General features: G+C 64.2%; 24 protein-coding genes. 16 read left to right on the top strand and 8 right to left on the bottom strand.

Annotation, left to right across the window (positions count from 1 at the left end):
• Window positions 1-31 precede the first annotated feature (31 nt).
• The 5 genes from ACYYG1_RS04430 (at window position 32) to ACYYG1_RS04410 (ending at window position 4,053) form a co-directional block, all read left to right on the top strand.
• Complete coding sequence (locus ACYYG1_RS04430; protein ID WP_461209076.1) at window positions 32-973, top strand: ABC transporter substrate-binding protein; 942 nt, start codon at window positions 32-34, stop codon at window positions 971-973.
• 223 nt (window positions 974-1,196) lie between these two features.
• Window positions 1,197-1,454, top strand: a complete 258-nt coding sequence (locus ACYYG1_RS04425) for a 4Fe-4S dicluster domain-containing protein (protein WP_461209075.1) — start codon at window positions 1,197-1,199, stop codon at window positions 1,452-1,454.
• Entirely contained in the window at window positions 1,451-2,599 is a 1,149-nt protein-coding gene (locus ACYYG1_RS04420; RefSeq protein WP_461209074.1) for a 2-oxoacid:acceptor oxidoreductase subunit alpha, read from the top strand. Before ACYYG1_RS04425 ends, ACYYG1_RS04420 begins: the two co-directional genes overlap by 4 nt.
• Window positions 2,600-2,602: 3 nt before the next feature.
• Window positions 2,603-3,436 (top strand): 2-oxoacid:ferredoxin oxidoreductase subunit beta, encoded by an 834-nt coding sequence (locus ACYYG1_RS04415; RefSeq protein ID WP_461209073.1) that lies wholly within the window; start codon window positions 2,603-2,605, stop codon window positions 3,434-3,436.
• Window positions 3,433-4,053: a 2-oxoacid:acceptor oxidoreductase family protein gene (locus ACYYG1_RS04410; protein ID WP_461209072.1), complete on the top strand. Its 621-nt coding sequence runs from the start codon at window positions 3,433-3,435 to the stop codon at window positions 4,051-4,053. Before ACYYG1_RS04415 ends, ACYYG1_RS04410 begins: the two co-directional genes overlap by 4 nt.
• A gap of 122 nt (window positions 4,054-4,175) precedes the next feature.
• Here the strand turns inward: ACYYG1_RS04410 and ACYYG1_RS04405 are convergent, their stop codons facing one another.
• From ACYYG1_RS04405 to sucD, 3 genes are all read right to left on the bottom strand, one after another.
• Window positions 4,176-4,835, bottom strand: a complete 660-nt coding sequence (locus ACYYG1_RS04405; RefSeq protein WP_461209071.1) for a protein phosphatase 2C domain-containing protein — start codon at window positions 4,833-4,835, stop codon at window positions 4,176-4,178.
• A gap of 2 nt (window positions 4,836-4,837) precedes the next feature.
• A complete protein-coding gene (locus tag ACYYG1_RS04400; protein WP_461209070.1) occupies window positions 4,838-7,036 on the bottom strand; it encodes a protein kinase domain-containing protein in 2,199 nt (732 codons plus the stop codon).
• 97 nt (window positions 7,037-7,133) lie between these two features.
• Window positions 7,134-9,203, bottom strand: coding sequence for a succinate--CoA ligase subunit alpha (gene sucD / locus ACYYG1_RS04395; protein WP_461209069.1), 2,070 nt, complete (start codon window positions 9,201-9,203; stop codon window positions 7,134-7,136).
• 168 nt (window positions 9,204-9,371) lie between these two features.
• Here sucD and ACYYG1_RS04390 point away from each other — a divergent pair, with 168 nt between their 5' ends.
• From ACYYG1_RS04390 to ACYYG1_RS04380, 3 genes are all read left to right on the top strand, one after another.
• Entirely contained in the window at window positions 9,372-12,626 is a 3,255-nt protein-coding gene (locus tag ACYYG1_RS04390) for a DUF748 domain-containing protein (protein ID WP_461209068.1), read from the top strand.
• Window positions 12,627-12,739: 113 nt separating this feature from the next.
• Entirely contained in the window at window positions 12,740-13,234 is a 495-nt protein-coding gene (locus tag ACYYG1_RS04385; RefSeq protein WP_461209067.1) for a MarR family winged helix-turn-helix transcriptional regulator, read from the top strand.
• Window positions 13,235-13,286: 52 nt separating this feature from the next.
• Window positions 13,287-14,234: a 4Fe-4S binding protein gene (locus tag ACYYG1_RS04380; protein ID WP_461209066.1), complete on the top strand. Its 948-nt coding sequence runs from the start codon at window positions 13,287-13,289 to the stop codon at window positions 14,232-14,234.
• Between the two features lie 187 nt (window positions 14,235-14,421).
• Here ACYYG1_RS04380 and ACYYG1_RS04375 read toward each other — a convergent pair whose 3' ends face one another.
• A complete protein-coding gene (locus tag ACYYG1_RS04375) occupies window positions 14,422-14,985 on the bottom strand; it encodes a hypothetical protein (RefSeq protein WP_461209065.1) in 564 nt (187 codons plus the stop codon).
• A 117-nt stretch (window positions 14,986-15,102) separates the two neighbouring features.
• Between ACYYG1_RS04375 and ACYYG1_RS04370 the strand changes: the two genes are divergently transcribed.
• From ACYYG1_RS04370 to ACYYG1_RS04360, 3 genes are all read left to right on the top strand, one after another.
• The gene (locus ACYYG1_RS04370) at window positions 15,103-15,873 is read left to right on the top strand and encodes a YkgJ family cysteine cluster protein (RefSeq protein WP_461209064.1); all 771 of its coding nucleotides are present in this window, start codon (window positions 15,103-15,105) and stop codon (window positions 15,871-15,873) included.
• Entirely contained in the window at window positions 15,870-16,379 is a 510-nt protein-coding gene (rfaE2, locus tag ACYYG1_RS04365) for a D-glycero-beta-D-manno-heptose 1-phosphate adenylyltransferase (protein ID WP_461209063.1), read from the top strand. The genes ACYYG1_RS04370 and rfaE2 overlap by 4 nt, the downstream gene beginning before the upstream one ends.
• A 77-nt stretch (window positions 16,380-16,456) precedes the next feature.
• Window positions 16,457-17,284 (top strand): substrate-binding periplasmic protein, encoded by an 828-nt coding sequence (locus ACYYG1_RS04360; protein WP_461209062.1) that lies wholly within the window; start codon window positions 16,457-16,459, stop codon window positions 17,282-17,284.
• Here the strand turns inward: ACYYG1_RS04360 and ACYYG1_RS04355 are convergent.
• Window positions 17,281-18,333 (bottom strand): NAD(P)-dependent oxidoreductase, encoded by a 1,053-nt coding sequence (locus tag ACYYG1_RS04355; RefSeq protein ID WP_461209061.1) that lies wholly within the window; start codon window positions 18,331-18,333, stop codon window positions 17,281-17,283. The two genes, ACYYG1_RS04360 and ACYYG1_RS04355, sit on opposite strands and share 4 nt — an antisense overlap.
• Before the next feature lie 26 nt (window positions 18,334-18,359).
• Between ACYYG1_RS04355 and ACYYG1_RS04350 the strand changes: the two genes are divergently transcribed.
• From ACYYG1_RS04350 to ACYYG1_RS04340, 3 genes are all read left to right on the top strand, one after another.
• Window positions 18,360-19,793: a response regulator gene (locus tag ACYYG1_RS04350; RefSeq protein WP_461209060.1), complete on the top strand. Its 1,434-nt coding sequence runs from the start codon at window positions 18,360-18,362 to the stop codon at window positions 19,791-19,793.
• Between the two features lie 80 nt (window positions 19,794-19,873).
• Entirely contained in the window at window positions 19,874-20,611 is a 738-nt protein-coding gene (locus tag ACYYG1_RS04345) for a tetratricopeptide repeat protein (RefSeq protein ID WP_461209059.1), read from the top strand.
• A gap of 28 nt (window positions 20,612-20,639) precedes the next feature.
• On the top strand, window positions 20,640-21,362 hold the full coding sequence (locus ACYYG1_RS04340; RefSeq protein ID WP_461209058.1) for a tetratricopeptide repeat protein: 723 nt from the start codon (window positions 20,640-20,642) through the stop codon (window positions 21,360-21,362).
• Window positions 21,363-21,509: 147 nt separating this feature from the next.
• On the opposite strand, the gene ACYYG1_RS04335 is transcribed toward ACYYG1_RS04340, so the two are convergent.
• A complete protein-coding gene (locus ACYYG1_RS04335) occupies window positions 21,510-22,301 on the bottom strand; it encodes a hypothetical protein (RefSeq protein WP_461209057.1) in 792 nt (263 codons plus the stop codon).
• A gap of 94 nt (window positions 22,302-22,395) precedes the next feature.
• Window positions 22,396-23,238, bottom strand: a complete 843-nt coding sequence (locus ACYYG1_RS04330; RefSeq protein WP_461209056.1) for an MBL fold metallo-hydrolase — start codon at window positions 23,236-23,238, stop codon at window positions 22,396-22,398.
• A gap of 266 nt (window positions 23,239-23,504) precedes the next feature.
• Here ACYYG1_RS04330 and ACYYG1_RS04325 point away from each other — a divergent pair, with 266 nt between their 5' ends.
• Both ACYYG1_RS04325 and ACYYG1_RS04320 read left to right on the top strand, forming a co-directional pair.
• The gene (locus tag ACYYG1_RS04325) at window positions 23,505-23,855 is read left to right on the top strand and encodes an Hpt domain-containing protein (protein ID WP_461209055.1); all 351 of its coding nucleotides are present in this window, start codon (window positions 23,505-23,507) and stop codon (window positions 23,853-23,855) included.
• 13 nt (window positions 23,856-23,868) lie between these two features.
• The gene (locus ACYYG1_RS04320) at window positions 23,869-24,495 is read left to right on the top strand and encodes a LysE family transporter (RefSeq protein ID WP_461209054.1); all 627 of its coding nucleotides are present in this window, start codon (window positions 23,869-23,871) and stop codon (window positions 24,493-24,495) included.
• A gap of 18 nt (window positions 24,496-24,513) precedes the next feature.
• On the opposite strand, the gene ACYYG1_RS04315 is transcribed toward ACYYG1_RS04320, so the two are convergent.
• The gene (locus tag ACYYG1_RS04315) at window positions 24,514-25,080 is read right to left on the bottom strand and encodes a type I restriction enzyme HsdR N-terminal domain-containing protein (RefSeq protein WP_461209053.1); all 567 of its coding nucleotides are present in this window, start codon (window positions 25,078-25,080) and stop codon (window positions 24,514-24,516) included.
• Window positions 25,081-26,101 lie beyond the last annotated feature (1,021 nt).

Genomic DNA, 26,101 nt, shown 5'->3' with positions numbered 1-26,101 from the left:
CAGGAAACCCGATCGTTTCCGGAGACCGCACATGCCCGTTCCGCGCACCCTGCGCCTGCCCCTCGTTCTCGCCGCCCTGGCCCTGGCCGTGGCCCTGGCCGCCTGCTCGGGCAACGACGCCCCGCAGCCCAAGCCCTGCCCGCCGTGCCCCGAATGCCCGGACTGCCCCTCCTGCCCGGACTGCCCGCCCGCGCCCAAGGCGGCTCAGCAGCAGCCGGAGAGCAGGATCGCGGCCATCAAGAAGCGCGGGGCGCTCATCGCGGCGGTGCGCGACAACGCCATCCCCTTCGGCTACACCGACGAGCACACCGGCGAGATCGTGGGCTTCGAGGTGGACCTCTGCCGCGTGCTGGCGGGGGCCCTGGGCGTGCGCCTGGAGCTGATGCCCGTGGGCAAGAACGCGCGCATCGGCCTGCTCCTGGAGGGCGAGGCCGACCTGGTGGCCGCCACCATGACCCACCACTTCGCGCGCGAGGACGACATCGACTTCTCCATCACCTATTTCATGGACGGCCAGAAGCTCCTGGTGCGCCGCGCCGGGCCCGTGCACTCCGTGGCCGAGCTCCTGGGCCGCACCGTGGGCGTGGTGGACGGGTCCTGGGCCGAGGAGAACATCAAGAAGGCCCAGCCCGGGGCCCGGGTGCGCGCCTTCCCGGGCTACGCCCAGGCCTTCATGGCGCTGAAGCAGCGCAAGATATCCGCGGTCTGCGCCGACACCACCATCCTGTTGGGGCTGCGCAACTCCGACCAGGACCCCGCCGCCTGGGAGATCGTGGGCGACTACATCTCCGACGAGCCCTACGGCATGGGCCTGCCTCCGAACGATTCGGCCTTCCGCGACTTCGTGAACCGCACCCTCATGCGCGCCTGGGCCGGGGGCGAGTACATGACAATCTACAACCGCTGGTTCGGGCCGCACACCAAGTACTACCTGCCCACGGGCTGGCGCATGGAAACCTGGCCCGGATACTGAGCCGTCGCAAAACCGAAACATTATAGCCACGGCTGTTGCCATCCCCATGCACTTGGGGTAGTTTTTGGGCCACCGGCAATCATCATGGGTGGACAATCCAAACCGGGGATGTTCCGGATGCGACGAGACGAGGCTGACAGCCTCCCGCATGGAAGACGAGGGTAATCGACAACTCAGCGATTACCCTTTTGCTTTATCGGCGTCCCCGAAAGCGAGAGGTGCAATGGCCAAACCGACAAAAGGACAGACCAGGGTCCACATCTACCCGGACTGGTGCAAGGCCTGCGGCCTGTGCGTGGCCTTCTGCCCGGCCAAGGTCCTGGAACTGGACACCGTGGCGGGCTGCGCCGTGGCCGCGCGCGAAGAGGACTGCATCAACTGCGGCTTCTGCGAGCTGCACTGTCCGGACTTCGCCATCGTCATCACGCCCAAGGACGACAAGGGGGCCCGGAGCCCCGAGGACAGGTACTGCAAATCATGACCGCCAAGAAAAACGCGCCGAGGGAGATCTTCGCCCTGGGCGCCGAGGCCGTGGTCGAGGGCGCGCTGCTGGCCGGGTGCAGCTTCTACGGAGGCTACCCCATCACCCCGTCCTCGGAGATCATGGAGGGCATGGCCGCGCGCCTGCCCAGGACGCCCGACGGGGTCTTCATCCAGATGGAGGACGAGATCGCCTCCATGGGCTCCATCATCGGGGCCTCCATGGCCGGGCGCAAGGCCATGACCGCCACCTCGGGCCCGGGCTTCTCGCTGATGCAGGAGCTCATCGGCTACGCCTGCATGACCGAGGTGCCCCTGGTGGTGGTCAACGTGATGCGCGGCGGCCCGAGCACCGGCCTGCCCACCAGCCCGGCCCAGGGCGACGTGCAGCAGGCCCGCTGGGGCACCCACGGCGACCACTCCATCATCGTGCTCTCGGCCACGGACGTGCAGGACTGCCTGGAAATGACCGTCAAGGCCTTCAACTTCGCGGAAAAATACCGCTCCCCCGTGATCCTCCTGCTGGACGAGATCACGGCCCACACCCGCGAAAAAATCGCCCTGCCCGAACCGGGCGAGCTGGAAATCTTCTCCCGGCTGCAACCATCCATGCCCCCGGAATGGTACCGCCCCTTCGAGGAGACCATGCGCGGGGTCACGCCCATGCCGCCCCTGGGCGCGGGCTACCGCTTCCACTACACGGGCCTGACCCACGACGACCACGGCTTCCCCACCTCCCGGACCGACGAGGTGGAGGCCGCCATCAGCCGCCAGTTCCGCAAAATCGACCAGTTCTTCTACGACATCGAGATCGTGGAGGAGGTGCATACCGAGGACTGCGAACGCCTAGTCATCGCCTTCGGCTGCGTGGCGCGGGCCGCGCACCTGGCCGTGGAGCAGGCCCGGGAGGCCGGGGTCAAGGCCGGCCTGTTGAACCTGAAGACCCTGTTCCCCTTCCCGCGCTCGGCCGTGGAGAAGGTCCTGCACCACTGCGAGAGCGTGCTGGTGCCGGAGATGAACATGGGGCAGATATCGCGCGAAGTGAAGCGGGTGAACAACGGGCGCGCCGAAGTGCGGACGCTGAACCGCGTCGACGGCCGCATCATCACCCCCAAGCAGATCCTCGACAGCCTGAGGAAGGGATAAGCCATGGCCCAAGTCACGCAACTGATCCACAACTACCTGCGGCACGACAAGAAGTTCCCGCACCTGTTCTGTCCGGGCTGCGGCCACGGCATCGCCCTGGGCTCGCTGATCCGCAGCGTCCACTGCCTGGGCATCCCCAAGGACGACGTGGTGCTCGTGGCGGGCATCGGCTGCTCGGGCCGCATCCCCGTGTACGTGGACTTCAACACCGTGCACGCGGTGCACGGCCGGGCTCTGACCATGGCCACGGGCATCAAGATGGCCAACCCCAAGCTCAAGGTCATCGTGGTCATGGGCGACGGCGACGCCCTGTCCATCGGCGGCAACCACTTCATCCACGCGGCGCGGCGCAACATCGGCCTGTCCGTGATCGTGCTCAATAACTTCATCTACGGCATGACCGGCGGCCAGTGCTCCTCCACCACCCCGGCGGGGTCCTGGTCCTCCACCACGCCCTACGGGGCCATGGAGAAGTCCTTCGACCTGGTGCGGCTCACGGGCGCGGCCGGGGCCAACTTCGTGGCCCGGGGCACCGTGTTCCACGTCAAGACCCTGGACAAGCTCTACACCGCGGCCCTGTCGCGGCCCGGGTTCAACTTCGTGGAGACGCTGACCCCCTGCCACACCCAGTTCGGCCGCAAGAACAAGTACAAGGACCCGGTGGAGATGTTCAAATGGCTGAAAAAGACGGCCACGCCGCTGGAGGCCTACAACAAGCTCAAACCCGAGGACCGGGGCGCGCGCATCCCCATCGGCGTGTTCCAGGAGCGCGACGAGCCGTCCCTGGAGGCCAAGTACCAGCAGATGCGTGAACAACTCGCGGGGGGCAAGGCATGACACACGACATCCAACGCTTCGAGATCTGCCTCTCGGGCCTGGGCGGCCAGGGCGTGCTGACGCTCGGCAAGGTCATGGGCCAGGCCCTGGCCCTGGGGCACGGGTTCCACGTGGCCCAGACCCAGAGCTACGGCCCCGAGGCGCGCGGCGGCGCGTCGCGCACGGACCTGGTCATCTCCACCAGCCCCATCAGCTACCCCAAGACCGACAAGATCGACCTGCTGGTGGCCCTGTCCCAGGAGGCCTGCAACAAATACTTCCAGCACTTGAAGCCCGACAGCGTGCTGCTGGTGAACTCCACCCTGGTCAAGCAGGTGCCCACCAACCACTACCTGGCCCTGCCCTTCACGGAAATGGCCCGCGACCGGCTGAAGCTCGTCCAGGCCATGAACACCATCGTGCTCGGGGCCTGCACGTTCCTGTTGCCCTTCACCAAGCGCTCGGTGATGCGCAAGAGCCTGGAAGCCTCCCTGCCCGCCAAAATCGTGGAAGTGAACGTCAAGGCCTTCACCATGGGCTACAAGGAAGCGGAAAAAGCCTTCAAAACCCCGCCCCCCCTGTGGCAACCCCTGGCCGAAAAAGAAAAACCAGCGAGCAAGGCCCCGGCCAAGAAATAAAATCGCCCCCCGCGGCCACTCGCTCAAGTGGCTGATCTCTTGAGAATTCATGCATTGCAAAAATCCCCCGCAACCGGACGGTTACGGGGGATTCTATTATTTGAGTCACTCCCAAGACAATCTTAACACTCATAATAAATTAAAGAAGAATTATCTACAAACAGCAAAGACGATGAGAATTCCCAAAAATCCTCATAACACAAACCAGAAAAATCTGACACGCGAAGAGCATTGTAAAAACCATCAGACATCATGAGCAGCTTGTTGCCATGGCTAAACCCACTATACACACCAGTAGAGATATCATTTTTCATAATTTTATCAATGAATAAAGACCCTATCCCTTTAGCAAGCACACCAGGGTGTTGCTGATCCATCTGAAACAACGGTCTAAATTCTACACCAGCACTGACAGCAACAACAGAATCCCCTATGGAAGCAACATACAAATCCGTATTTTTCAAAACAGCCAAGACAATTGCAGCCCCTACAGAATCATAATTTTTCGATATACTTATATGCATATCAAAAATTAAACTTCGAATACAATCTTCTGAAAATTTATCAACCGTCTTGAGTCTATCAACAAGATGACAACAAATTTCCTTACTGAAATTTTCTTTATCCTCTCCCCCCATAGCATCAACAACTGCAAAAAACATCGGATTTTCATAAATTTCTTCCTTTATTAAATGTCCGATGCATACATCACCACCGACAACAATGCAATCAGCTTGCTCTGATCGCCCTCCACGATGTGAAAACAAAAATCCTTTCGGCATGCTTAACATCTCGCTTCTAAAGAATTAATCGCTGAGCTAATGATTGATTTTACAACTTCAACTCCGTCCATATTAATTTTCGTAGAATAATTCAATATTATCTCATACACATGAGACCGACCATTCGTCCTCTTTACCCGTTTGTAGCCTTTTAACGCTTGGTCGACCCTCCTGTTTAAAATCGACCTAGCTTTTTCAGCTGTGGCACCCTGAATAGGCAAATCACCTTTTGCCAAAATTGAAATCTCTATATTAAATGTATCATTAGCCTTTGATTTGCTACTTATTGATATCAAAAACATACCAGAATGAGATTCAAACACACCTTCACCTTGACGCTTCTCTGGGGCTAACCCAACCGAAGCGAATACGACCTCATCTAAAAAATCTGCAAATTCAAGGTCGACTTCCATATCGATATGCTTCAGCTTGTTCTTAATTCGCAGCAGCTTATTTGACACATCGCTAAAATTCTGAATCCTATCACGAGGAATTTCCATCGTACACCCAGTGTATAGGTCAACAAAGTCGCGAGCCGCCTCGTATGATGGCCAAGAATTTAATCTAACATTTAAAGCTTCTATATTTGATTTTTGCCTCGACGGAGCCGGGTCAGACATAGTTATTGCATAAAAACAAAGTTGACCAAACGAGTAGATATCAGTTGTAATAGCGTGAGAAATTGGAGCTTTTGGTGTTTGTAATTGTTCAGGTGAAGCATAAAACAAAGTGCCTAATGCTTCTTGTGTAATTTGTGTTGCAGTAGAATGCCAAGCTAAATCAAAGTCTGTAAGGTATGGCCTGTATACATTATTTTCATATCGAAGTATAATGTTTTCAGGTTTAACATCTCGGTGAATTACTGATCTTACATGAGCGTGCTGCAACGTATCAGCTATAGTTAAAAGCAAGCTAATAGTTTCATCTAGAGTTTCGAACGCCCCACCAAAATCACGCAGATTGGGCCCATCAATATAGTCCATCAAAAACCCAAACGGGCACTCGGAAAAATCCCATACTTTCACAATATGAGGATGGTCCATCTGCTTCATTGCCTCATAACCTCTGGCAAATCTTTTTCTTTTTTCACTATTTGCGAGATCATGAGGATGATAAACTTTATAAGCATACATTTTATCGTCATCGCCATTTATTTTATAAACTGACCCAAACGCACCGTTACCAACCATATGTGCAACGTTACCCCACTTTGTTACAGTCCCAGGGTCAAGACGAGAAAGATGCGATACTCTATTGTTTAAGCTTTGGTATAGCTCCAAAAACTCTTTATCTCTTTTGAGATCAGGATGCTTTTCAAGCTTCTTTTCACACCACCTAACAACAGCAGAAACAGACACACATGAATCTTTATACCCTTTCTTTTTCCAATCTTGATTAAAAAAGTTTTTTGTAAATACATCTTCGCAGTTTGAATAAATGGACTTAAACTTTTTAAGAACAATTTCTTTTGCATCACCAACCAACAATTCAACAGTTAAAGCATCAAATCCAGATCCTATAATATGTTTATCTGTTATATCGCTTTTGAGTACAGGTGAGGGTACAGAAAACTTGTTCATTTCATTTACTAAAAAATCATATAAGCTTGTAACAGTAATATCTCCATTCATATCTGCTGCGTACCCAGATAGACCAAGAAGAACACAATAAGTAAATATTCCATGTCCAAGATCGTGTCTTTCTTTCGCTTTTTCGCTGATATCACATGCAGCAAGCACAGATCTATTCTTAATACCAGAGAATTCTTCCTCTATTATTGCGTTTGTAATTGGCACCACAGAACGATTCTTTGCCATCGCAGCACCCGAGTGACAACAATCTAATATCAATAGCACGTTTTTATCTTTAGCAATAGAATTTATTATTCTATTTAAATATGCTACACTCAATCCTTCATTGTATCTTTTACAATCAACACTGCATAAGTACACACCATCATCCGCTAACACCCCGTGTCCTGCAAAAAATATTACTATGTCTTCATGATTACCTTTTAAAATTCGAGAAATTTCGGATTTTATATTTTCCAGGGTTGCCTCTAAATCTCTTAATTCATAGACTATATATCCAAAGTTGTCTTCACGCAGCATAGTCGCGACGTCTACAGCATCATCGACACAACATTTTAATTCACTTCCAATATAGCTGTTAATACCAATAGTTAACGCAATTTTACTCATTATACGCCCCCATAAATTTACTTATTAGCTATATATCTATATTTTACCTATTCTTCAAACCCTCTTTTCCGGCTTATGATATTGAGCCCCCGCATTCCTATGCCTTGTCCAACGCCGCCTTGACCGTGGCGGGCAGGGACGAGAGGTCGGGGCAGATGGCGATGCCGGCCTGTTCCAGGGCCTTGATTTTTTCGTCCACGCCGTGGCCGGGGTCGATGATGGCTCCGGCGTGGCCCAGGCGCTTGCCCGGGGGCGCGGTGCGCCCGGCGATGAACGCGGCCACGGGTTTCGGGAAATTCGTACGCGTGACGTATTCGGCCAGTTCCTCCTCGGCGCGGCCGCCGATCTCGCCGAGGACGAGGACGGCGCGCGTGTTCGGGTCGTGGCGCAGCAGTTCGCACATGTCGATGTAGCTGGTGCCCACGAAGGGGTCGCCGCCCAGGCCCACGGCCAGGGACTGGCCGATGCCCGCAGCGGTCAGGCGCATGGCCGCCTCGTAGGTCAGGGTGCTGCTGCGCGCGAGCACGGCCACGGGCCCGGGGCTGAAGGCCTGGTCGGGCATGATGCCGATCTTGGTGCGCCCCGGGGCGATGATCCCGGGGTTGTTGGGGCCCACCAGGCGGCAATCCGGGGGCAGCAACTCCTTGACGCGCAGCATGTCGTGCTGGGTGATCCCGTCGGTAATGCAGACGATCCATTTGATGCCCGCGAAGGCGGCCTCCAGGATGGCCTCGGGCGCGAAGGCCGCGGGCACGAAGATGATGCTCGCGCCGATCTCGTGCTGCGCCAGAGCCGCGCGCACGGAGTCGTACACGGGCACGTTCTCCACGTGCCGCCCGCCCTTGAAGGGCGTGACCCCGGCCACGATCCTGGTGCCGTGGGCGCGCATCAGCGCGGTGTGCCACTGGGCGGTGCGGCCGGTGATGCCCTGCACGAGCACGGGCATGCCCTTCTCGAAGGGCATGGACGCGGGGAACGGCGCGGGGTCAAAGGGCACGTCCGCATGCACGCGCCCGTTGCCGTTGGCCGCGGCGCCGCCCTGGCCGTCCAGCTCGCGCAGGGCGGCCACGGCCGAGGCCATGTCCGAGACGATGGTCAGCTCGGGAATGTCCAGCTCCCCGAGGATGGCCCGGCCCTCGTCGGCGTCGTTGCCGGACAGGCGCACCACCAGCGGCTTCACGGGCGGCTCCTCGTCCAGGGCCTCGCTCAGGGCCATGGCCAGCTTGGAGCAGGACAGCACCCCCCCGAAGATGTTCACGAACACGGCCGTCACGCCCTTGTCCGCGAAGAGCAGGTGCATGGCCTGGCGCATGCGGTCCAGGTTCGCCGCGCCGCCCAGGTCCATGAAGTTGGCGGCGGGCAGGCCCGAGAGGTTCAGGAGGTCCATGGTGGCCATGGCCAGGCCCGCGCCGTTGACCACCAGGCCGAAGCGCCCGGGCAGGGAATGGTAGGCCAGCCCGGCCTCGCGGGCCAGGTTCTCCGCGCGCGAGGCGTGCTCCGGAGCGTAGAAGCGCTCCAGGTCGCCGTGCTGCATGAGGAAATTGTCGTCGATCTCGACCCGGGCGTTCAGGGCGGCCCAGCTCAGGTCCGCCGTCAGCACCAGGGAGTCGATCTCGACCATGAGCAGGCCGTAGTTGCACACGGCCTCGTACAGGCGCTTGACGCACTCGCGGAACCCGCCCCAGTGCTCGTTGTCCACGCCCAGGTGGAAAAAGGCCGCGCGCATGTGGTAGTCCCGCAGGCCCAGGCTCATGGGGACGTGCTGCACCAGCAGGTTGTCGATGCTCTGGCCCTCAACGGGCGCGCCGCCCTGGCGGCCCACGGTGAACACCAGGCGGCCCAGGTCGCGGGACACGCTGAAGGAACACGAGCATTCCCGGGCCAGTTCCACGCCGCGCTCCAGGCGCAGCAGCGGCACGGGCTTGTCGTCGACGACCAGGGCGAAAAGTTTTTTCGCCAGGGGCGCGAGGTCCTTCTTGCGGTCCACCCGCGCCACGCCTCCGGCCCGGCCCCTGCCGGGAGCCAGGATTTGGGCCTTCAGGTACCAGGGCGGCTTGAAGGGCGGAGCCGCGTGCTCCAGGGTCTGGGGGGTGAGGAGAATACCCTCGGGCACTTGGATTCCCGCTTCCGCCAAGAGCAATTTGCTTTTGTGTTCGTTGAGCAGCATCCAAATCCTTCCTCGCGGTTGATCGTTGAGAAGGTGCTGGGATATGGTGAGCCTCAGGCAAGGCCATATGGGCCATAGCATGAAAGCAGGCGGGGGTGAACCAAGCCCGGGGGTCGGAATTTTTCCCATGCCCCGGGCCCGGCGCGTTTCCCCGCAAAGGAGTCGGCCATGGATCACGACGCCCCCACCCCATCGAACACCGCATCGCGGCCGGACCCCCGGCGGCGGCGCCTGGTCAAATGGGCCGCGATCCTGGCCGCGTGCATGGCGCTCTACGCCCTGGCCGGATTCGTGATCCTGCCCCACGTGGCCCGCTCCATGCTGCCCGAGAAGCTGGGCCAGGCCCTGGGGCGCGCGGCCTCGGTGCGCGACGTGCGCTGCAATCCCTTCACCCTGGTGGTGGAGGTGGAGGGCCTGAAGGTCATGGAGCCGGACGGGGAGCGGGTCTTCGCCTCCCTGGAGCTTTTGCACGTCCAGGCCTCGGTGCGCGCCCTGTTCCGCCTGGCCGCGGGCCTCACGGACCTGCGCCTGGTGCAGCCGTACGTGCACGTGGCCCAGGAGACGGCGGACAGGTACAATTTCTCGGACATCCTGGAAGGCAAGGACGGGGCCGAGGGCGAAGGCCGGGCCGAAAAGGACGAAGGCGGCGGGCCGTTCCCCCTGTTGGGCAGCAACCTGGTCATCGAGGGCGGCCGCGTGGAGTTCGAGGACCGGGTGCGCGGCGTGACCCACATGCTGGAGGACCTCGACCTGGCGGTGCCCTTCGTGTCCACCCTGCCCGGCGACAGCCGGGTCTACGTGCAGCCCGCCCTGTCTGCGCGCCTGGACGGCCGGCCCCTGGCCCTGGAGGGCCGCACCCGGCCCTTCGAGGACAGCCTGCGCACGGAGCTGAACCTGACCCTGGACCAGGTGGACCTGACCCGCTACCGGCCGTACCTGCCCGTGTCCAAGCGCCTGGGCCTGGCCTCGGGCGCGCTGTCCTGCGACCTGTCCCTGGTCTTCATGCAGCGCAAGGACGGCGCGCCGCGCATCTCGGTCATGGGCCCGGTGCGCGTGAGCGGGCTGGAGACGACCCTGGACGGGGCCCCCCTGGCCGGGTTCAAGGAACTGCTGGTGCGCGTGGGCGGGGTGAACCTGGACCAGGGCCTCGTGTCCCTGGACGAGGTGCGCCTGAGCGCGCCCCACGCCTCGGTGGTGCTGGACGAACAGGGCAAACCGCTGGCTGCGGGCCTGGTCCCCGAGGGCGAAGGCGGGGCCGAGGCCCGGGACGAGGCCCAGGCCGCCGACGGCGGCCCCGGGTTCCGGGTGCGCGCCACGCGCGTGGCGGTGCTGGACGGCGACATTTCCTTTGACGACCGGGCCCGGGGCTTCAAGGCCCGGGTCGCTCCCCTGGCCCTGGCCCTGGACGGGCTGGACACGGCCGGAGGCGACGCGGCCTTCTCCCTGGACGCGGGCCTGGACGGCAGCCCCCTGCTCGCGGTGCGGGGCGCGCTGGACGTGGCGGCCAAAAGCGCCCGGGGCAAGCTGTCCCTGGCCGGGCTGAAGCTCACGCGCCTGGCCCCCTACTATGCCGGGGCCCTGCCCGTGGAACTCGCCTCGGGCTCCGTGGACACGGGCCTCGAATTCACGGTGCGGGCCGGGGGCGACGAACTCGCGGCCTCGGTCACGGACCTGGGCCTGACCCTCAAAGACCTGGCCCTGCGGGCCTGGGGCAAGGACGGCTGCACGGCCCTCGTGCCCCAGGCGCGGCTGAGCCAGATGAGCCTGGAATACCCGGCCCTCACGGGCGCGGCCAAGTCCCTGGACATCTCCAAGACGACCCTGCGCGCGGCCGGGAAGAAGGGACGGAATTTCGCGCACCTGGAATCCCTGAAGCTGGAGGGGATCAGCTTCGACGCCCACGACATTCCCAGTGCCGGGCTCGGGTCCCTGACCCTGTCCGGCCTGTCCGTGCGCGCGCCGGGTTCGGAGGACGCGGCCCTGGCCCTGGACGCCCTCAGCGTGTCGCGCGCGGCCTACGCGGGCAAGGCCCCGTCCCTGGACGTGGCCGCGGTGAACCTGCGCGCGCCCAGGCTGCTGGCCGTGCTGGATTCCCAAGGGGTCTCCAACGTCCAGCGCATCCTGGCGGCCGTCACGGGCCAGCCCGTGGCCAAGCCCGAAAAGGGCGAGGCCGAAAAAGCCACGCAAGAGGAAAAACCGGCCGAGCCCCGGAAGGAAGAATCATCCCCGGACGGCCCGGGCCTGCTGCTGACTCTGAAGTCCCTGGACATCAAGGACGGCGGCCTGGGCTTCCGCGACGAGCAGGTCTCCCCGGCCTATTCCACGCACCTCAAGGACTTCGCGGGCTCCCTGGCCGGGTTCTCCAGCGCGCCCGGGGCCGAGCCCGCGACCCTGCGCCTCGCGGGCATGGTGGACGGGCACGCGCCCCTGGCCGTGGAGACGACCTTCTCGCCCACGGACCTGGGCCTGAACCCGTCGGGCCGCCTGACCCTCACGGACCTGGGGCTGACCGGATTTTCGCCCTACACGGCCAAGTTCGTGTCCTACACCCTGGGCAAGGGCCAGCTGTCCGTGTCCCTGGACACGCGGGTCCAAGGCCGCGACCTCTCGTCGGAAACCCTGATCCGGCTGCGGGGCATCGAGCTGGGGCAATACGCCAAGAGCCCGGACGACGTGGGGCTACCCCTGCCCCTGGCCCTGGCCCTGCTCACGGACCGTTCGGGCAACGTGGAGCTGGACGTGCCCGTGCGCGGCAGCCTGGACAACCCGGATTTCCGCCTGGGCAAGGTCATCGTCAAGGCCATGATGAACATCCTGTTCAAGGCCGTGACCTCGCCCTTCGCCCTCATCGGCGGGCTGTTCGGCGGGGGCGAGGACCTGAACGCCCTGGCCATGGCCGCCGGAAGCAGCGACCTGACCCCGGCGGCGGCGGACAAGCTGGACACCATGGCCAAGGCCCTGGCCGAGCGCCCCGGCCTGAAGGTGGAGGTGGCGGGCACTGTCTCGCCGGGCACGGACGGCGAGGCCCTCTCGGCCCTTGCCGTGCGCCGCGCCGTGAACATGGTGCGCTTCCTGGAACTGGAGAAGAAGGGCCGGATCCCGCAGAGCGTGGACCAGGTCGGCCTGACCCCGGAGGAATATCCCGAATACCTGCGCGAGGCCTACGAGGCGGCGGAGTTCGAGAAGCCCGACGAGGTGGACGACCTGCCCGAGGAACAGGCAGTTCCGGCCATGGAACGGCTGCTGCGCCGGCATCTCGCGGCCACGGGCCAGGACCTGGCCGACCTGGGCCGCAACCGCGCCCTGGCCGTGAAGGACGCCCTGGTGGAACGCGGCGTGGAACCGGGCCGGGTGTTCCTGCGCGAGGCCACGGACAAGGACGCGGCCCAGGCCCCCACGGGCGCGGCCCTGTCCCTGCGCTGACGGCCAGTTTCCGAGGCGAACGGTGGGAACCAAAGACTTCAATGGCTTGCCGCTTGACTTCACACTTTGCTTCCTTACAATCCGAGGACTAACCACAAGTCCGGGGGGACGGCATGAAGGAACCGAACAACAGCCCGAAATTCGAAGCGCTCTTAGCCCTCGCCAAGCGCATGGAGCAGTCCAAGGCCCAGGCCTCGGCCGCGTGCCTGGACGTGCTGCAGACCGCGACGGCCCTGCGCCGCACCCTGCACGAGCGCTTCTTCCGCGAGGCCATGAGCGAGGGCCGCTTCACGGTGCTGGCCCTGCTGCTCAACGCGCCGGACTGGTGCCTGGCGCCTTCGGAGCTGGCCATGGCCTCGGGGGTGACCCGGGCCACCATGACCGGGCTCCTGGACGGCCTGGAGGCCGACGGCCTCGTGGAGCGCCGGGCCCACCGCAGCGACCGGCGCAAGCTCTCCGTGCGTCTCACGGGCACCGGGCGCACCACGCTTCTGGAGCTGGCCCCGGGCCTGTACAAGATCCTGTCCCAGGTCGGGGCGGCCCTGGCCCAGGAGCGCGTCAAGCCCCTGGGGGACGCCCTGAGCAAGCTGCGCGGCGGCGCGGAATAGACACACGACGACCGGGACGCAGGCCCCGGCCACCGGAGGAGACGTATTTCGGATGAAGATTTCCAAGATTCTCAAATTTCTGCACGCCAAACCGTCCACCGTGGCCTTCCTGGAGGAGGCCGAGAAGATCCCCGGCTACCCCCTGCTGGAAAAATTCCACGGCTACTTCTACCAGCGCTGGCCCTACTTCTACATCCGCCTGGGCACGGGCAACCACCCCATGCAGCGCTTCTTCGAGCCCCTGGCGGACCTGGCGGCCAAGCTCTACCCCACGCACCCGGACCCCGGCGACGCGGACTCCGTGACCTGGGCGGACTCGTACCACGGCAAGGCCGTGCCCCTGGACGAGGCCAAGCGCCTCATCCAGGTCAAGCGCGACATCGAACTCCGCGACCTGGAAAAGGTCATCCCCTACAAGCGGGCCAGGGACATCGTGCTCCAGAACCCCGAGCGCATCGCGCTCCTGGAGTGCCCCTGCCGCGCGGCGCGGGAAACCCCCTGCCAGCCCATGGACGTCTGCATCATCGTGGGCGAGCCCTTCGTGACCTTCATCCTGGAGCACCATCCGGACAAGGCCCGGGCCATCACCCAGGAGGAGGCCGTGCGCGTCCTGGAGGAGGAGGACAAGCGCGGCCACGTGCACCACGCCTTCTTCAAGGAGGCCATGCTGGAGCGCTACTACGCCATCTGCAACTGCTGCCAGTGCTGCTGCGGGGCCATGCAGGCCCAGCGCATGGGCATCCCCATGCTCTGCTCGTCGGGATTCGTGGCCGAGGTGGACGCAGAGGCCTGCAAGCAGTGCGGGGTCTGCGCGTCGCGCTGCCAGTTCGGTGCCCTGACCTTCGAGGACCGCGCCCTGGCCCTGGACAGCGCCAAGTGCATGGGCTGCGGCGTCTGCGTCAACGCCTGCCCGGCCGGGGCCCTGAGCCTGGTGCGCGATCCCTCGCGGGGCGAGCCCCTGGAGATCGTCAAGCTGCTGGAAGAGGCCGGGGCAGCTTAGCAGGCCGCCCCAAAACAGCGATCTGCGGCGTCGCTACGCCGCTACGCCGCTTCGCTGTTGCAAAAAAGGCAAAACCTCGCGTAGCGTAAGCGTTGGGATACGCGTCGGTCTTGCCTTTTTCTTGCGCCTTGCATCTCACTATTTTGGAACGCCCTGCGAGAATGCCTCCTGTACGCCACGACGCGGCCTACAAATGCTTGCCCAGGTCGATGACCGCGGCCACCATCAGCTCATGCAGGCAGACGGCGAACATCTCCTCGGACTTCTCGCGCGAGGGCAGGGCGATCATGCGCTCCCAGCGGCCCGCGTAGGTCTTCTTGAACACCGTGTCCGCGCCCTTGGTCAGGGTCACGGTGAATTCCAACTCCAGGGCGTGGTTCATGCGCTCGGCCACGAGCCGGGCCTTGCTCACGCTGCCCGCCACCACGACCTCGGGCGCGCCGGGCGCGCCCGCCTCGGCGACGCGGCAGCCCCGGGCCTCGAGCTCCTGCACCAGGGACGTGCGCAGCCATTCGTCCACGCCCTGGCCGTCGGGCCGAAACTGAAAGTTCTCGTTATGCCCCAGCATGGGGTCGGGGCGCGCGTCCAGGAACGAGGCCACGGCCACCGCCCCCTGGCAGCCCGAGGCGTCCATGGACGGGATGTAGCCCAGGGTGATGCGGTTGTCTCCGGCCGCGCAGGCCGCGAGCGCCAGCAGCACAAGGCCCAGGATGGGGAAACGCAGACTCTTGCAAACATGGGAAACGGACATGGCAACCTCCTGATCTGTCCTGTCCGTCATGATATCCCAGGACCTTGCGGCCCCGCAAGCGCCTTGACTTCACCGCCCGGGCATGGGATTCCCGCCCAGTATCCACAGGGGGAAATAATGAACGACCACGACGCGACCCAGCGTTTTCTGGACAGCCTGCCCGAGATCGCCCCGGACCAGGAGTTCGCCTTCGCCTGCCATCCGGACGTGCCCTGCTTCAACGCCTGCTGCAGCGACCTGAACCTGATGCTCACGCCCTACGACGTGCTCAGGCTGCGCCGGACGCTGGGCGAATCCAGCGCGGAATTCCTCCAGAACCGCACGGAGATGCGCCTGACCCCGGACACGGGGCTGCCCCTGTGCAAGCTGCGCATGTGCGACGACAAGCGCAGGAGCTGTCCCTTCGTGCGCGAGGCGGGCTGTTCCGTGTACCAGGACAGGCCCGGGGCCTGCCGCACCTACCCCCTGGGCCGCGCCACCCGCGTCGAGGAAGGCGGCGGGGTGCGCGAACGCTTCTTCCTGGTGCGCGAGCCCCATTGCAGGGGCTTCGCCGAGACCAGCACGTGGACCCCGGGCACCTGGCTCAAGGACCAGGGCCTGGAGCCCTACAACGAGCTGAACGACCGCTACATGCAACTGCTGGCGCGCATCCGCGACACGGGGCGGCCCGTGGACCCCAGGCGCGCCAACATGGCCGCCCTGGCCCTGTACCAATTGGACAACTTCGCCCGGTTCATGCAGGATACCGGACTACTGGAACGCCTCGAACTGGACGCAGGGCGCAAGGAGCGGATCCTTGAGGACGAGGAAACCCGCCTGCGCTTCGCCGTGGACTGGCTGGAGCTGGTCCTGTTCGGGGAAACCGCCGGCCTGAGGCCCAAAGCATGACCATCGCCCCCCTGCCCGCGCACCCCAAGGTCGCGCCCCGCGCCGAACTGCCCGCCCTGCTCGAACCCCTGCGCCGAGCGGGCAGGCGCATCGTGTTCACCAACGGCTGCTTCGACCTGCTGCACCCCGGCCATGCGGACCTCCTGGCCCGCGCCCGGGACCTGGGCGACGCCCTGGTGGTGGGCGTGAACGACGACGCGTCCGTGCGCCGCCTCAAGGGCCCCACGCGCCCGGTGACGCCCCTGGCGGGCCGGATGTACGTGCTGGCGGCCCTGGCCTGCGTGGATTTCGTGACCTCCTTCGACGAGGACACGCCCGCGAACCTCATCGCCGAGGTCCGGCCCGACGTGCTGGTCAAGGGCGGGGACTGGGCCGTGGAGGCCATCGTGGGTCGGGAAACCGTCCAAGCCGACGGTGGCGAAGTCCGCTCCCTGCCTCTCTTGCCTGGACACTCCACAACCAGTATAATCGACCGCATATTGAAGACGTGCTCAAAGGGCGGCTGAGCCGACCCGCCCTTTTCCGAATGTTCCCCAGGCGTTCTGGAATCCTCGGCACATGCAGCGGCGGCCGGATCATGCACATGACCAGCTCTCCCAACCAGTTCCCGATCCCGTCGGTTCTGCTCGTCCTGCTCTTGTGCCTGCTGTGCCAGCCCCTCCCGGCCCGCGCCCAGCAGCCCCCCGAAGACTCGGTGCAGACGATCCGCATGGCGTTCGGCAACTACGCCCCGCCCTTCTACGTGACCGACGGCGCAAGCCTCAAGACCGGGCTGTTCGTCGATTTCCTGCGGGCCTTCGAGGCGGCCTATCCGAACTACCACATCAAACGCGTGGTGCTGCCCCGCAAGCGCATCGACCACGCCCTGCGCAAGGGCGCGGTGGACGCCTTCGCCCTGAACAGCCCCCTGTTCGTGCCCCTGGGCGACCGGGAGCGGTACGCCTTCTCGCTGCCCCTGGTCAGATCCTGCGACCACGTGGCCGTGCGCCCGGGCGCGGAATTCGAATACCAGGGCCCGGCGTCCCTGAAGGGCCGCACCCTGGGCCTGGTGCTGGGCAACGGATACGGCCCCCTGGAGCCCTTCATGAACGAGGGGCTCTTCCGCGTGGAAAGGGCCCAGGGAGAATTCCGACTGCTACGCATGCTGGACTCCGGCTACCTGGACGCGGCCGTGCTCAACGGCCACACCGCGCGCTCGGCCATGCGCCGCAACGGCATGCTCGAGGACAGCGTGGTCTTCCTGGATCCACCGGTGTACTGCTTCCACCTCGCAGTCCAGGTCCAGCGCGAGCACCTCGGCTTCGTCCGCGACCTGGACGAATTCATCGCGGCTTCGCGCGAAAACGGCGCGCTGGAGCGCCTGGTGCGCATCTGGCGGTTGCGGGAAGAGCCCCGCACTCCCTTCGACTAGGAGCGCGCGTCCCCGGCCAGCTCCTCCAGGAGCTTGGCCACGGCCGCGAAATCCATGTCTCCCAGGCCCCGGGCCACGGCGGCCCGGTAGAGCTGCTGCATGGCGGCGGTGCACGGGGCGGCCGCCCCGGTGTCGTAGGCCGTGTCCAGGGCGAACTTGAGGTCCTTGGCCATGTGCCGCAGGGGGAACTGAGCCGGATAGCGGCCGGAGCGCAGCATGTCCTCCTTCGCGGCGAACAGGCCGCAGGCCAGGGGCCCCGCGTCCAGGACGTCGAACAGCACGTCGTCGGACAGCCCGCCCCGGCGGCCGAAGCCGACCATCTCCCCCAGGGCGCCCATCATGCCCCCCAGCAGCAGGTTCACGGACATCTTGGCCATGGCGCCCTGGCCCACGTCGCCGCAGCGGACCACCTTCCTGCCCATGGCCAGGAACAGGGGTTCGAGGTCGTTCACCACGCCCCCGGGGCCGCCCGCCAGGAACACCAGGCTGCCCTCCTCGGCGGGCTTCTTGGACCCCGAGACCGGGGCGTCCACGTAGGTCACGCCCAGGGGGGCGAGCCCCGAGGCGATCTCGCGCGCATAGGCCGGGGACACGGTGCTCATGTTCACGAACACGTCGCCCGCTTCCAGGCCCCGGGCGCAGCCGTCCCCGCCCGTGAGCAGGGCGTACACGGCCTCGGGCCCCGTGACCATGCACAGCACCACGTCCGAGGCCTCGGCCAGCTCGCGCGGGCTGGACGCCACGGCCGCGCCCAACTCGGACAGAATGGAAGTGCGCTCCCTGGAGCGGTTGTAGACAGTGAGCCTCCAGCCCTTCTGAAGCACGTTCTCGGCCATGGCCCGGCCCATGATCCCCAGGCCCATGAACCCGATGCGCTTGTCCTTCATGCCTGCCTCCCGGCTCTGTTCGAGGTCCCCGGACCATACCCGGCGACGGCCTGGTTTTCCACCCCCGCCGCGCCGGACATGCCGCGCGATTCCGGAGTATTGGGCTGTTTCCCGAAAGCGGTTGCCTTTTTCTTCCAGCTCATGTTGTATACCCCATAACACGGAGTGTATCGCCTGTGGAACGAGCCATGGACCACTACGAAGAAATCCATACCCTGCGCGCCCTTGTTGTGGACGACGACCCGGTGATTTCCGAGGCCCTGGCCATGGCCCTGGAAGACGAGGGCTTCGAGGTCGCCATGTTCATGCGCGGCCAGGACGCCCTGGACGCCCCCTCGGACGGCGGACCCGACCTGGCCTTCATCGACGTGGTCATGCCCGGGATGAACGGCCTGGACCTGGCCGAGCAGTTGAAGGCCAAATGGCCGCGCATGGAAACGGTCATGATCAGCGGCTCGCCCAGCTCGGGCAACATCATCCGCGCCATGCAGATCGGGGCCTACGACTTCCTGGTCAAGCCCTTCCAGCCCGGGGACCTGCGGCTCTGCCTGTCGCGGTTCATGGACCGCATCGCCCTGGTGGAGCGCGCGGAACACGCCCGGCACCGCTACAAAACCCTGATCCAGAACATCCCCCTGCTCATCTTCCGCCTGCGCGAGGACTTCAGCCTGGATTTCGTGAACCGCGCCTGCGCCTCCATGCTCGGGTACACCCCGGAGGAGGCCACGTCCCAGCACAACTGGCTGCTCTCGCGGGTGCGCATGCGCGACCGCGCGCGGGTCAAGAAGGTGCTCTCCAGCGCCTTTTCCAGCGCCTTTCCCCTCACGGTGCAGTGCCGCCTGGTGCACCGCAAGGGCTTCGACCTGCACGGCATCCTCAAGACCCTGCCCTCGGCGGAGCGCTCCCGGGACCGCAACCTGCTGGACGGCATCTTCGTGGACATCTCCCAGCGCGTGTACGAGGAGCAGGCCCGGGTGCAGGACGAGAAGCTCAAGACCATCGGCGCCATCTCCGAGGAGATGGCCCACGAAATCAGAAACCCGCTGATGTCAATCGGCGGATTCGCGCGCAGGCTCTCGGCCAAGGCCCCGGACTTCCCGGAGACCGAGATCATCCTGCGCGAATCAAAACGCCTGGAGAAGCTCCTGCAACGCATCCGGGGCTATCTGGACCCCGTGGCCGTGGAGCGCAGGACCGTGTCCCTGGAAACCGTGCTCGTGGCTCAGATGGAGGCCTCGGCCGACGAGCTGGCGCGCGAGGGCGTGAGCCTGGACGCGGCCTGCGATCCGGGCCTGCCCGAGGCCCTGGCCGACCCGACGCTCCTGGGCCGGACCTTCGGCATCCTGCTCGGCGACTCCCTGCGCGTGCTGGACAGGGGCGGAGTCCTGCGCGTGCGCCTGTTCGCGACCGACGAGACCGTCAACGCCTCCTTCGACTACGAACTCGCGCAGCTCAAGGACATCGATCCCGAGCGCATCTATCTGCCCTACGAGGACGGGGGCTTCGGCCTGCCCAACTGCTATCGGCTGGTGAAACAGATGGGCGGAGTCCTGAACATGACCCGCGAGGACGGCAGGGCCGTGTTCACCGTCTGCCTGCCCAAAGCCTGCGCCCAGGTCTAAAGGCGCGCCCCGTGCTGGCGGCGGAACGGGATTTCAGGTACCATGTTGCCCGCAACCCACCATTATCCCACGAGGAACGAATGTCCATCTACCCGCAGATCCTGGGAGTCTATTCCCTGGCCCAGAACGCCGAAGTCGGCGCCGGGGGCACACGCGGCCAATACGCGCAGGTCACCTACTGGTTCGCACGGCGCCTGAGCGACGACGAATACGAGGTCCAGGCCCTGAACGCCAACCACGTACCCTCGGGGGTGCGCTCGCTGCTGGGCAAGAACGACTTCGTCACCGCATACACGCCCGAGCCCAGCTACTACGAGCGCCACACCCAGCCGGCGCTGAAGTCCCTGGCCGAGAAGATCCGCCAGGGCGAGGAAGCCTTCGCCAAGGGCAACCTGGACAAGGCCGAGCAGGCCTTTCTCAAGGCCCTGATGATCGACGAGCTGAACGTCCCGGCCAACCTCGGCGTGGGCGCGGTGTACACAGAGAAGGGCGAATTCAAAAAAGTCAAGAAGGTCCTGGACATACTGCTCAACCAGGACGAGACCTTCCGCCAGGAGCAACGCCAGAGTTTCAACCGCCTGGGCATGGGCCTGCGCAAGCAGGGGCTCCTGGGCGAGGCCCTGGCCTATTTCCAAAAGGCCCTGGAGCTCCACGCGGACGACGAGAACCTGCATTTCAACCTGGCCCGCGTGCATTTCGACCGCGGCGACCATGTGTCCGCCCTGGAGCATATCAGGCGCTGCCTGGACCTGAACCCGGATCTCGACGTGGCCAAGAAATTCCTGCGCTATTGCGAAAAGCAGATGAACAAGGCCTGACCGCTTCGGGCCGCCTCTCCCAGGAGGGATGATGTATCCGCAGATCCTCGGCGTGTACGCCAGAAAATCCTCTTCCTCCCCGGACGAATCCGGGTGCAGGAAAAGGAGTTCGGAATGCACTTTCTGGTTCGTGCGCCGCCTGTCCGAGGACGAGTTCGAGGTCCGGCCGCTGAACGCCAGCCACGTGCCCACCGGCGTGAAGACGCTGATGACCAAGGGCGAGCTGGCCGCCTCCTTCGTGCCCGAGCCGCGCTACTACGAGAACCACACCCTGCCCGCGCTCAAGTCCCTGCAAAAGAAGATCGAACTGGGCGAGCAGTTCTTCAACAAGGGGCTGCTCTCCAAGGCCGAAAAGGAATTCCTCAAGGCCACCATGATCGACGAGGACAACGCCGAGGCCAACATGGGCCTGGGCCAGGTCTACGCCGAGCGGGGGGAATTCCAGAAGATCAAGAAGGTGCTGAAACGGCTCATGAACAGCGACATGGCCTTCCAGGTGGAGCAGCGCCGGCAGTTCAACGCCTTCGGCATCGCCCTGCGCAAGCAGAAGCTCTACTCCGAGGCCATCCAGTACTATTCCAAGGCCCTGGAGCATAACGAAAAGGACGAGAACCTGCACTTCAACCTGGCCCGGGCCCACTTCGAGAGCGGCGACGATATGGCCTGCCTGGCCCAGCTGGAAGCGGCGCTGAACCTGCGCCCGGACTTCGAGGTGGCCAAGAAATTCATGGCCTACGTGGGCCGGAACTAGGGGCCGGCCGCGCGGCCCCATGGACTTCAAACTGGCCTGAATCCTGCATTTCAGCCGCAAAGCTGAACGCACGAGCGGCGGCTTTTCCTCCTAAGGCGCCCGGTCCCCACCCGGGCGCCTTTTTGCGCCCGGGGCCAAGCGCCCCCCCTACCAGGACACGTTCCCGGAAAATCCCGCGCAATGGCAGTCTCCCCGGTACCTGGAGCTGTATTCCAGATGGTTCCTGGTGCAGGCCACCAGCCCGTCCTTGAACACCACCCACAGGTCGCCGTAGTTGTGGCACTCGTAGGTCGAGGTCATGGCCTCGTTCAATTTCTTGACGCGCGGGGGGCCCAGGAGGCTCTGCACCTCGCCCGGGGTCATGCCTCTGGAAACCACGGCCCGGGCCGCGCGCGAAAGTTGCTCCGTCTCGCGCCTGAGCTTGGCCCGCGCGGCCTCCAGCTTGTCCAGATCGTCCAGGGGCGGCCGCACTGTCTCGCCCTGCGGGCCCTCGCCCCGGGGCGGCAGGACCGCGTCCTCCAGGTCCTTTTGCTCGCGCAGGCGCTCCCGGCGCACGGGGTCCTCGGCGAAGGCCGCCAGTTTTTTGCCCAGGGAGTCCGCGTCCACCTCGGCCCGCACCTGGCACTGGACCGCGAAGGTGTCGCCCTGGGCCAGGAACGTCTCCTGGACCAGCTCGGCGCGCACCAGGGCCGAGGCGAAGGTGCGCACCTCGTCGGTGGACAGGGCCATGTCCCGGACCCGGGTTTCGGATTCCACCCAGGTCCCGGCCTGTTCCACGGCCTTGCGCCGCGCTTCCTCGAAGCACAGCCGCCGGGCCTGCGCGCGCGTGTCGTTCTCCCCCAGCACGTAGGTGTGCCGGGCCTCAATGATCCGCTCGCCGGCCAGGGCCGGGGCGGCCAGGACCACGATCAGCAGCGCGGCCAACAGACGATGCAACATGCCGTCCTCCGGTAATGACGTTCCCACGGGAGGTAGCAAGAACTGCTCCAAGACGCGGAGCGGAAAAGGGGGAGACAGGGCCGCCGCGGGGGCGTCAGAAGGCGATTTCCTGGTCCTGGGCCATGGCGAAGACCTCCATGGACACGCCGCGCTCGGCCACGATCCTGCGGCAGTCCTCGACCATGGCGTCCACCTGGTCGTCGCTGCGCTCCTGGTTCAGGTGGAACAGGCCGAAGCGCGCCACCCCGGCCTCCATGGCCAACTCCAGGGCGCGCGTATAGACCGTGTGGCCCCAGCCCTTGGTCAGCCGCTCGTATTCCTCGGGGTAATACTCCGCGTCATGCACCAGAAGCTCAGCTCCACGAGAAAATTTCAGGTATTCCGCGTAAGTGGCCCCACCTGGGTGCACCACGTCCAGCTCGTTGTCCGTGAGGAACACGAAGCTCCTGCCGTCTTCCTCGAATTTGTAACCCTGGCCCTGGTTGGGGTGCGAAAGATTGATGGAGGTGATCTTCATCCCGCCCACATTCAGGTCCAGGCTGCAGGCCAGATTGTGGTCCCGGGAGGAAAGCAGGTTCTCGTACTGCACCGGGAAATACGGCGCGTTCATCACGTTCCGGAGCACGCCGAACAGGTCGCCGATCTCAAAGGGGCAGCCGTGGATGTCGATCTTGCCGCTGGGGATGTACACGGGCTTGAAGAACGGCAGGCCCAGAATGTGGTCCCAGTGGGCGTGCGTGAACAGCATCGTCATCTCCAGGCGTCCCTGCGCCAGAAGACTCACACCCAGGCGGCGGATGCCGGAGCCCGCGTCGACGACTATGATGTCGTCGGCCGCATTGCGCACCTCGATGCAGGTCGTATCGCCTCCATACCGGACATATTCCCGTCCCGAGACCGGAATGGAACCCCGCGATCCCCAACACCGTATCAGCATGCGGTCACCCCTTGACTCCCCCCGCATGCATCCGCCCACGCCCCGACACGGACACATCATAGAGGAATTTGCCTCTGTTATAAGGTAAAGAGCGAATTTAATCAACGCGATCCCACAAACCGCGTTCCTGTTGCCCCACAGCCGCATTTCGCCGCCCCCCCGGAAAATCGCCCCGCACGCGGGCGGGGTTGGCAGACACTGGCGTCTGTTGTATGCCTTGAGAAACCCATTCACACCGATCACCGTCCGGCCCAGCAAGGCGCGCCATGACCGCCGAAACCTCTCCCACCCTGGACACCCAGGCGACCCTTGTCCGACTCAAGGGCGACACCGCGTTTCTGAACACCCTCCTGGAGGTCTTCCTGGAGGACCTGCCCCGCAAGCTGGAAATCCTGGAACCTGCGGTGCGCGACAAGGACATGCCCACGGTCCTGCGCACGGCCCATTCCCTCAAGGGCGCCTGCGCCACCATCGGGGCCCTGGCCCTGGGCGAGGCGGCCGAAGCCCTGGAGCGCGCCGCGCGCGAACAGGACGCCCTGGCCGTGGACGCCGCCCACGCGCCCATCGCGGCCCTGGCCGGAGCCCTGAGCATGCGTCTGATGCGCGAACTGGATTGATATGGAGCCCCTGATGATCGAAGCGCCCTGGACGTCACTGGCCGCCCTGCTCGCCGCCTGGATCCTGGCGGTCATCCTGCCCGGCCCGAATTTCGTGGCCACGGTCCACGCATCCTGCGCGGCCTCGCGCGGCCACGGCCTGCGCACCGCCGCGGGCATCGCCGTGGGCACGGCCCTGTGGACGGCCTTCAGCCTGGTGGGCCTGGGCGCGGCCATGGCCGCCGCCTCCTGGTTCTACCAGGCCCTGCGCCTGGCCGGAGCCGCGTACCTGATCTTCGTGGGCTGCCGCATGGTCGTTTCGGCCGTGCGCGGCCAGGGCGGCCACGCGGCCGCGGGCTCCGGCCGCCCGTGCCCCCGGCCCTTCCGCCAGGGCCTCTCCGTGGTCCTGTCCAACCCCAAGACCGCGGCCTTCTTCACCAGCCTGTTCGCCGTGGCCGTGCCCGCGGCCGCGCCGGTCTGGTTCAAGGCCCTGTGCATGGCGCTGGTGGTGGGGGTTTCCTGGTCCTGGTATTCCCTGGTGGCCTGCGCCGTGTGCCTGCCCCGGGTGGAGGCGGCCCTGGCGCGCGTGCAGCGGCCCATGGCCCTGGCCACCGGCGGGTTGCTGGTCTTCTTCGGGCTGCGCCTAGCCGCGGAACGCTAGCGCAGCACGCCGCAGACTTCAGGCCTTGGAAGGCTTCGGGGGGCAGGTGTAGCAGCACGCCCCGTAGATGTACTCGCTGTAGGTGTAGAGAATGCGCGCCTCGCGCTCCAGGGCCTCGGGCCCCAGGGGCCTCGCGGGGTGCGCCCCGGCCAGTTCCCGTACGCGCTCCCAGCCCGGCAAATCCTCATACCCCCCGCGCCAGACCAGAGCGCCCGTGGCGGTCTCGTGAAGCACCACCTCCTTGGTGTCCGTGGCCAGGGCCAGGGGGGCCGGGCCACCCTCAATCAGACGCGCGGCGGCCACTATCTCGCGGTCGAAGGTTCCGGGCTGCCCGGCGGTGAAGAAGAGCAGCAGCACCGGACGCCCTTCGGGGTCGCGCGCTACAACGTCCACCACTCGGCAATAGCTTTTGTCCTTTATCGGAAAAGTAACACCCACCTTTGGGCTTAATTGAGCCTTGGGGTAGTCTAGATTTTCCACCAGACGCTGTTCCAAGGTCTGGCGGCAGTCCTCGTAGGTGGTCATTTCGATTTCTTCGCCCGTGAGGTAGTCGCAGATCCAGGCGTTTTTGCTGGTTTCGTGCATTTGGGGGCCTCCGTGGGGTTTGGGGGATGGTAGCGTGTGGCGGGGGGCGTGTGCAAGGGGGACCGTTGGCACGGCCGCGGGGAAGGAAGTCGGGGGAAATGCATGGTGATGGAGGGACAGCCGATTCAAAAGCTTGCGCTTTTGAACCAGCTGGCAAAGGGGCCGGGGGGCGAGCCCCCCAGGCCCCTCTGCACTCCCCTGCCCCCCTCTTGGAGTGGAGGCGATACCGCACCCTTGTAGCCATGGATAACGCCAAGCCCTGTCCCACCATGAATGCCGAGCGTGTCGGCGGGGCAGGGGCTTTGGCGGGGCTACGCGATACGCCTCCGCGTCGCCCCTATCGCCCCGATGTAGGGGGTGGGCTTGTGCGTCCGACAGTCGTGCTGCTGGAAGAAATTTGCCTCAGGGCCATGACGCCATGGTTGCGGGCGGTCCCTGCGTAATTCCTCGGGCTACACGGTACGCCCGGGAATTCGCTTTACGGTCCCGATTTGCGGGGTGGGTATGGATGTGCGCCGTTGAAGTCGGCTGATGAGCTTGGACGTTGAGCGGACAAGGGTCGGGATCATTGGGCATTGCCCGACGCCACGGCTTTTAGCCATAATTTTCCGCATTACCCGCGCCACGACTCCCCGCTCCGCAGCGCTACTCGCACCACGCCTTCCGGAACTCCCCAAGCCCCGGCGCGCTGCCCGGCGGAGCGGCTGTGATGGTAATCAGCGAAGCGAAGCCGGGCTCGTGCGACGGGGCGGCACTACCTGTGCCGCGACACGAGTGGGAATATCATTGAAGGACCGCACCACAGTGATGCCTCAGCGCCCCATGCGGGTACGGGGGGGGCGCAGCGGCTGTGATGGTAATCAGAAAAGCGAAGCCCCCCGTATCCGCATGGGCGCGGCCGCATCACCTCCCCCATCATTCCCGACAAACCAACGCCCTACCCGCGAGGGAACGCGGTGGGAGGGCGGGAGGGCACAATTGGTTTTGCACCACGACAAATAAAAGGCCCGCACCACCAAAC

Source organism: Desulfocurvus sp. DL1XJH-121, assembly GCF_054819825.1.
This window is presented reverse-complemented; position numbering and strand designations above follow the sequence as displayed.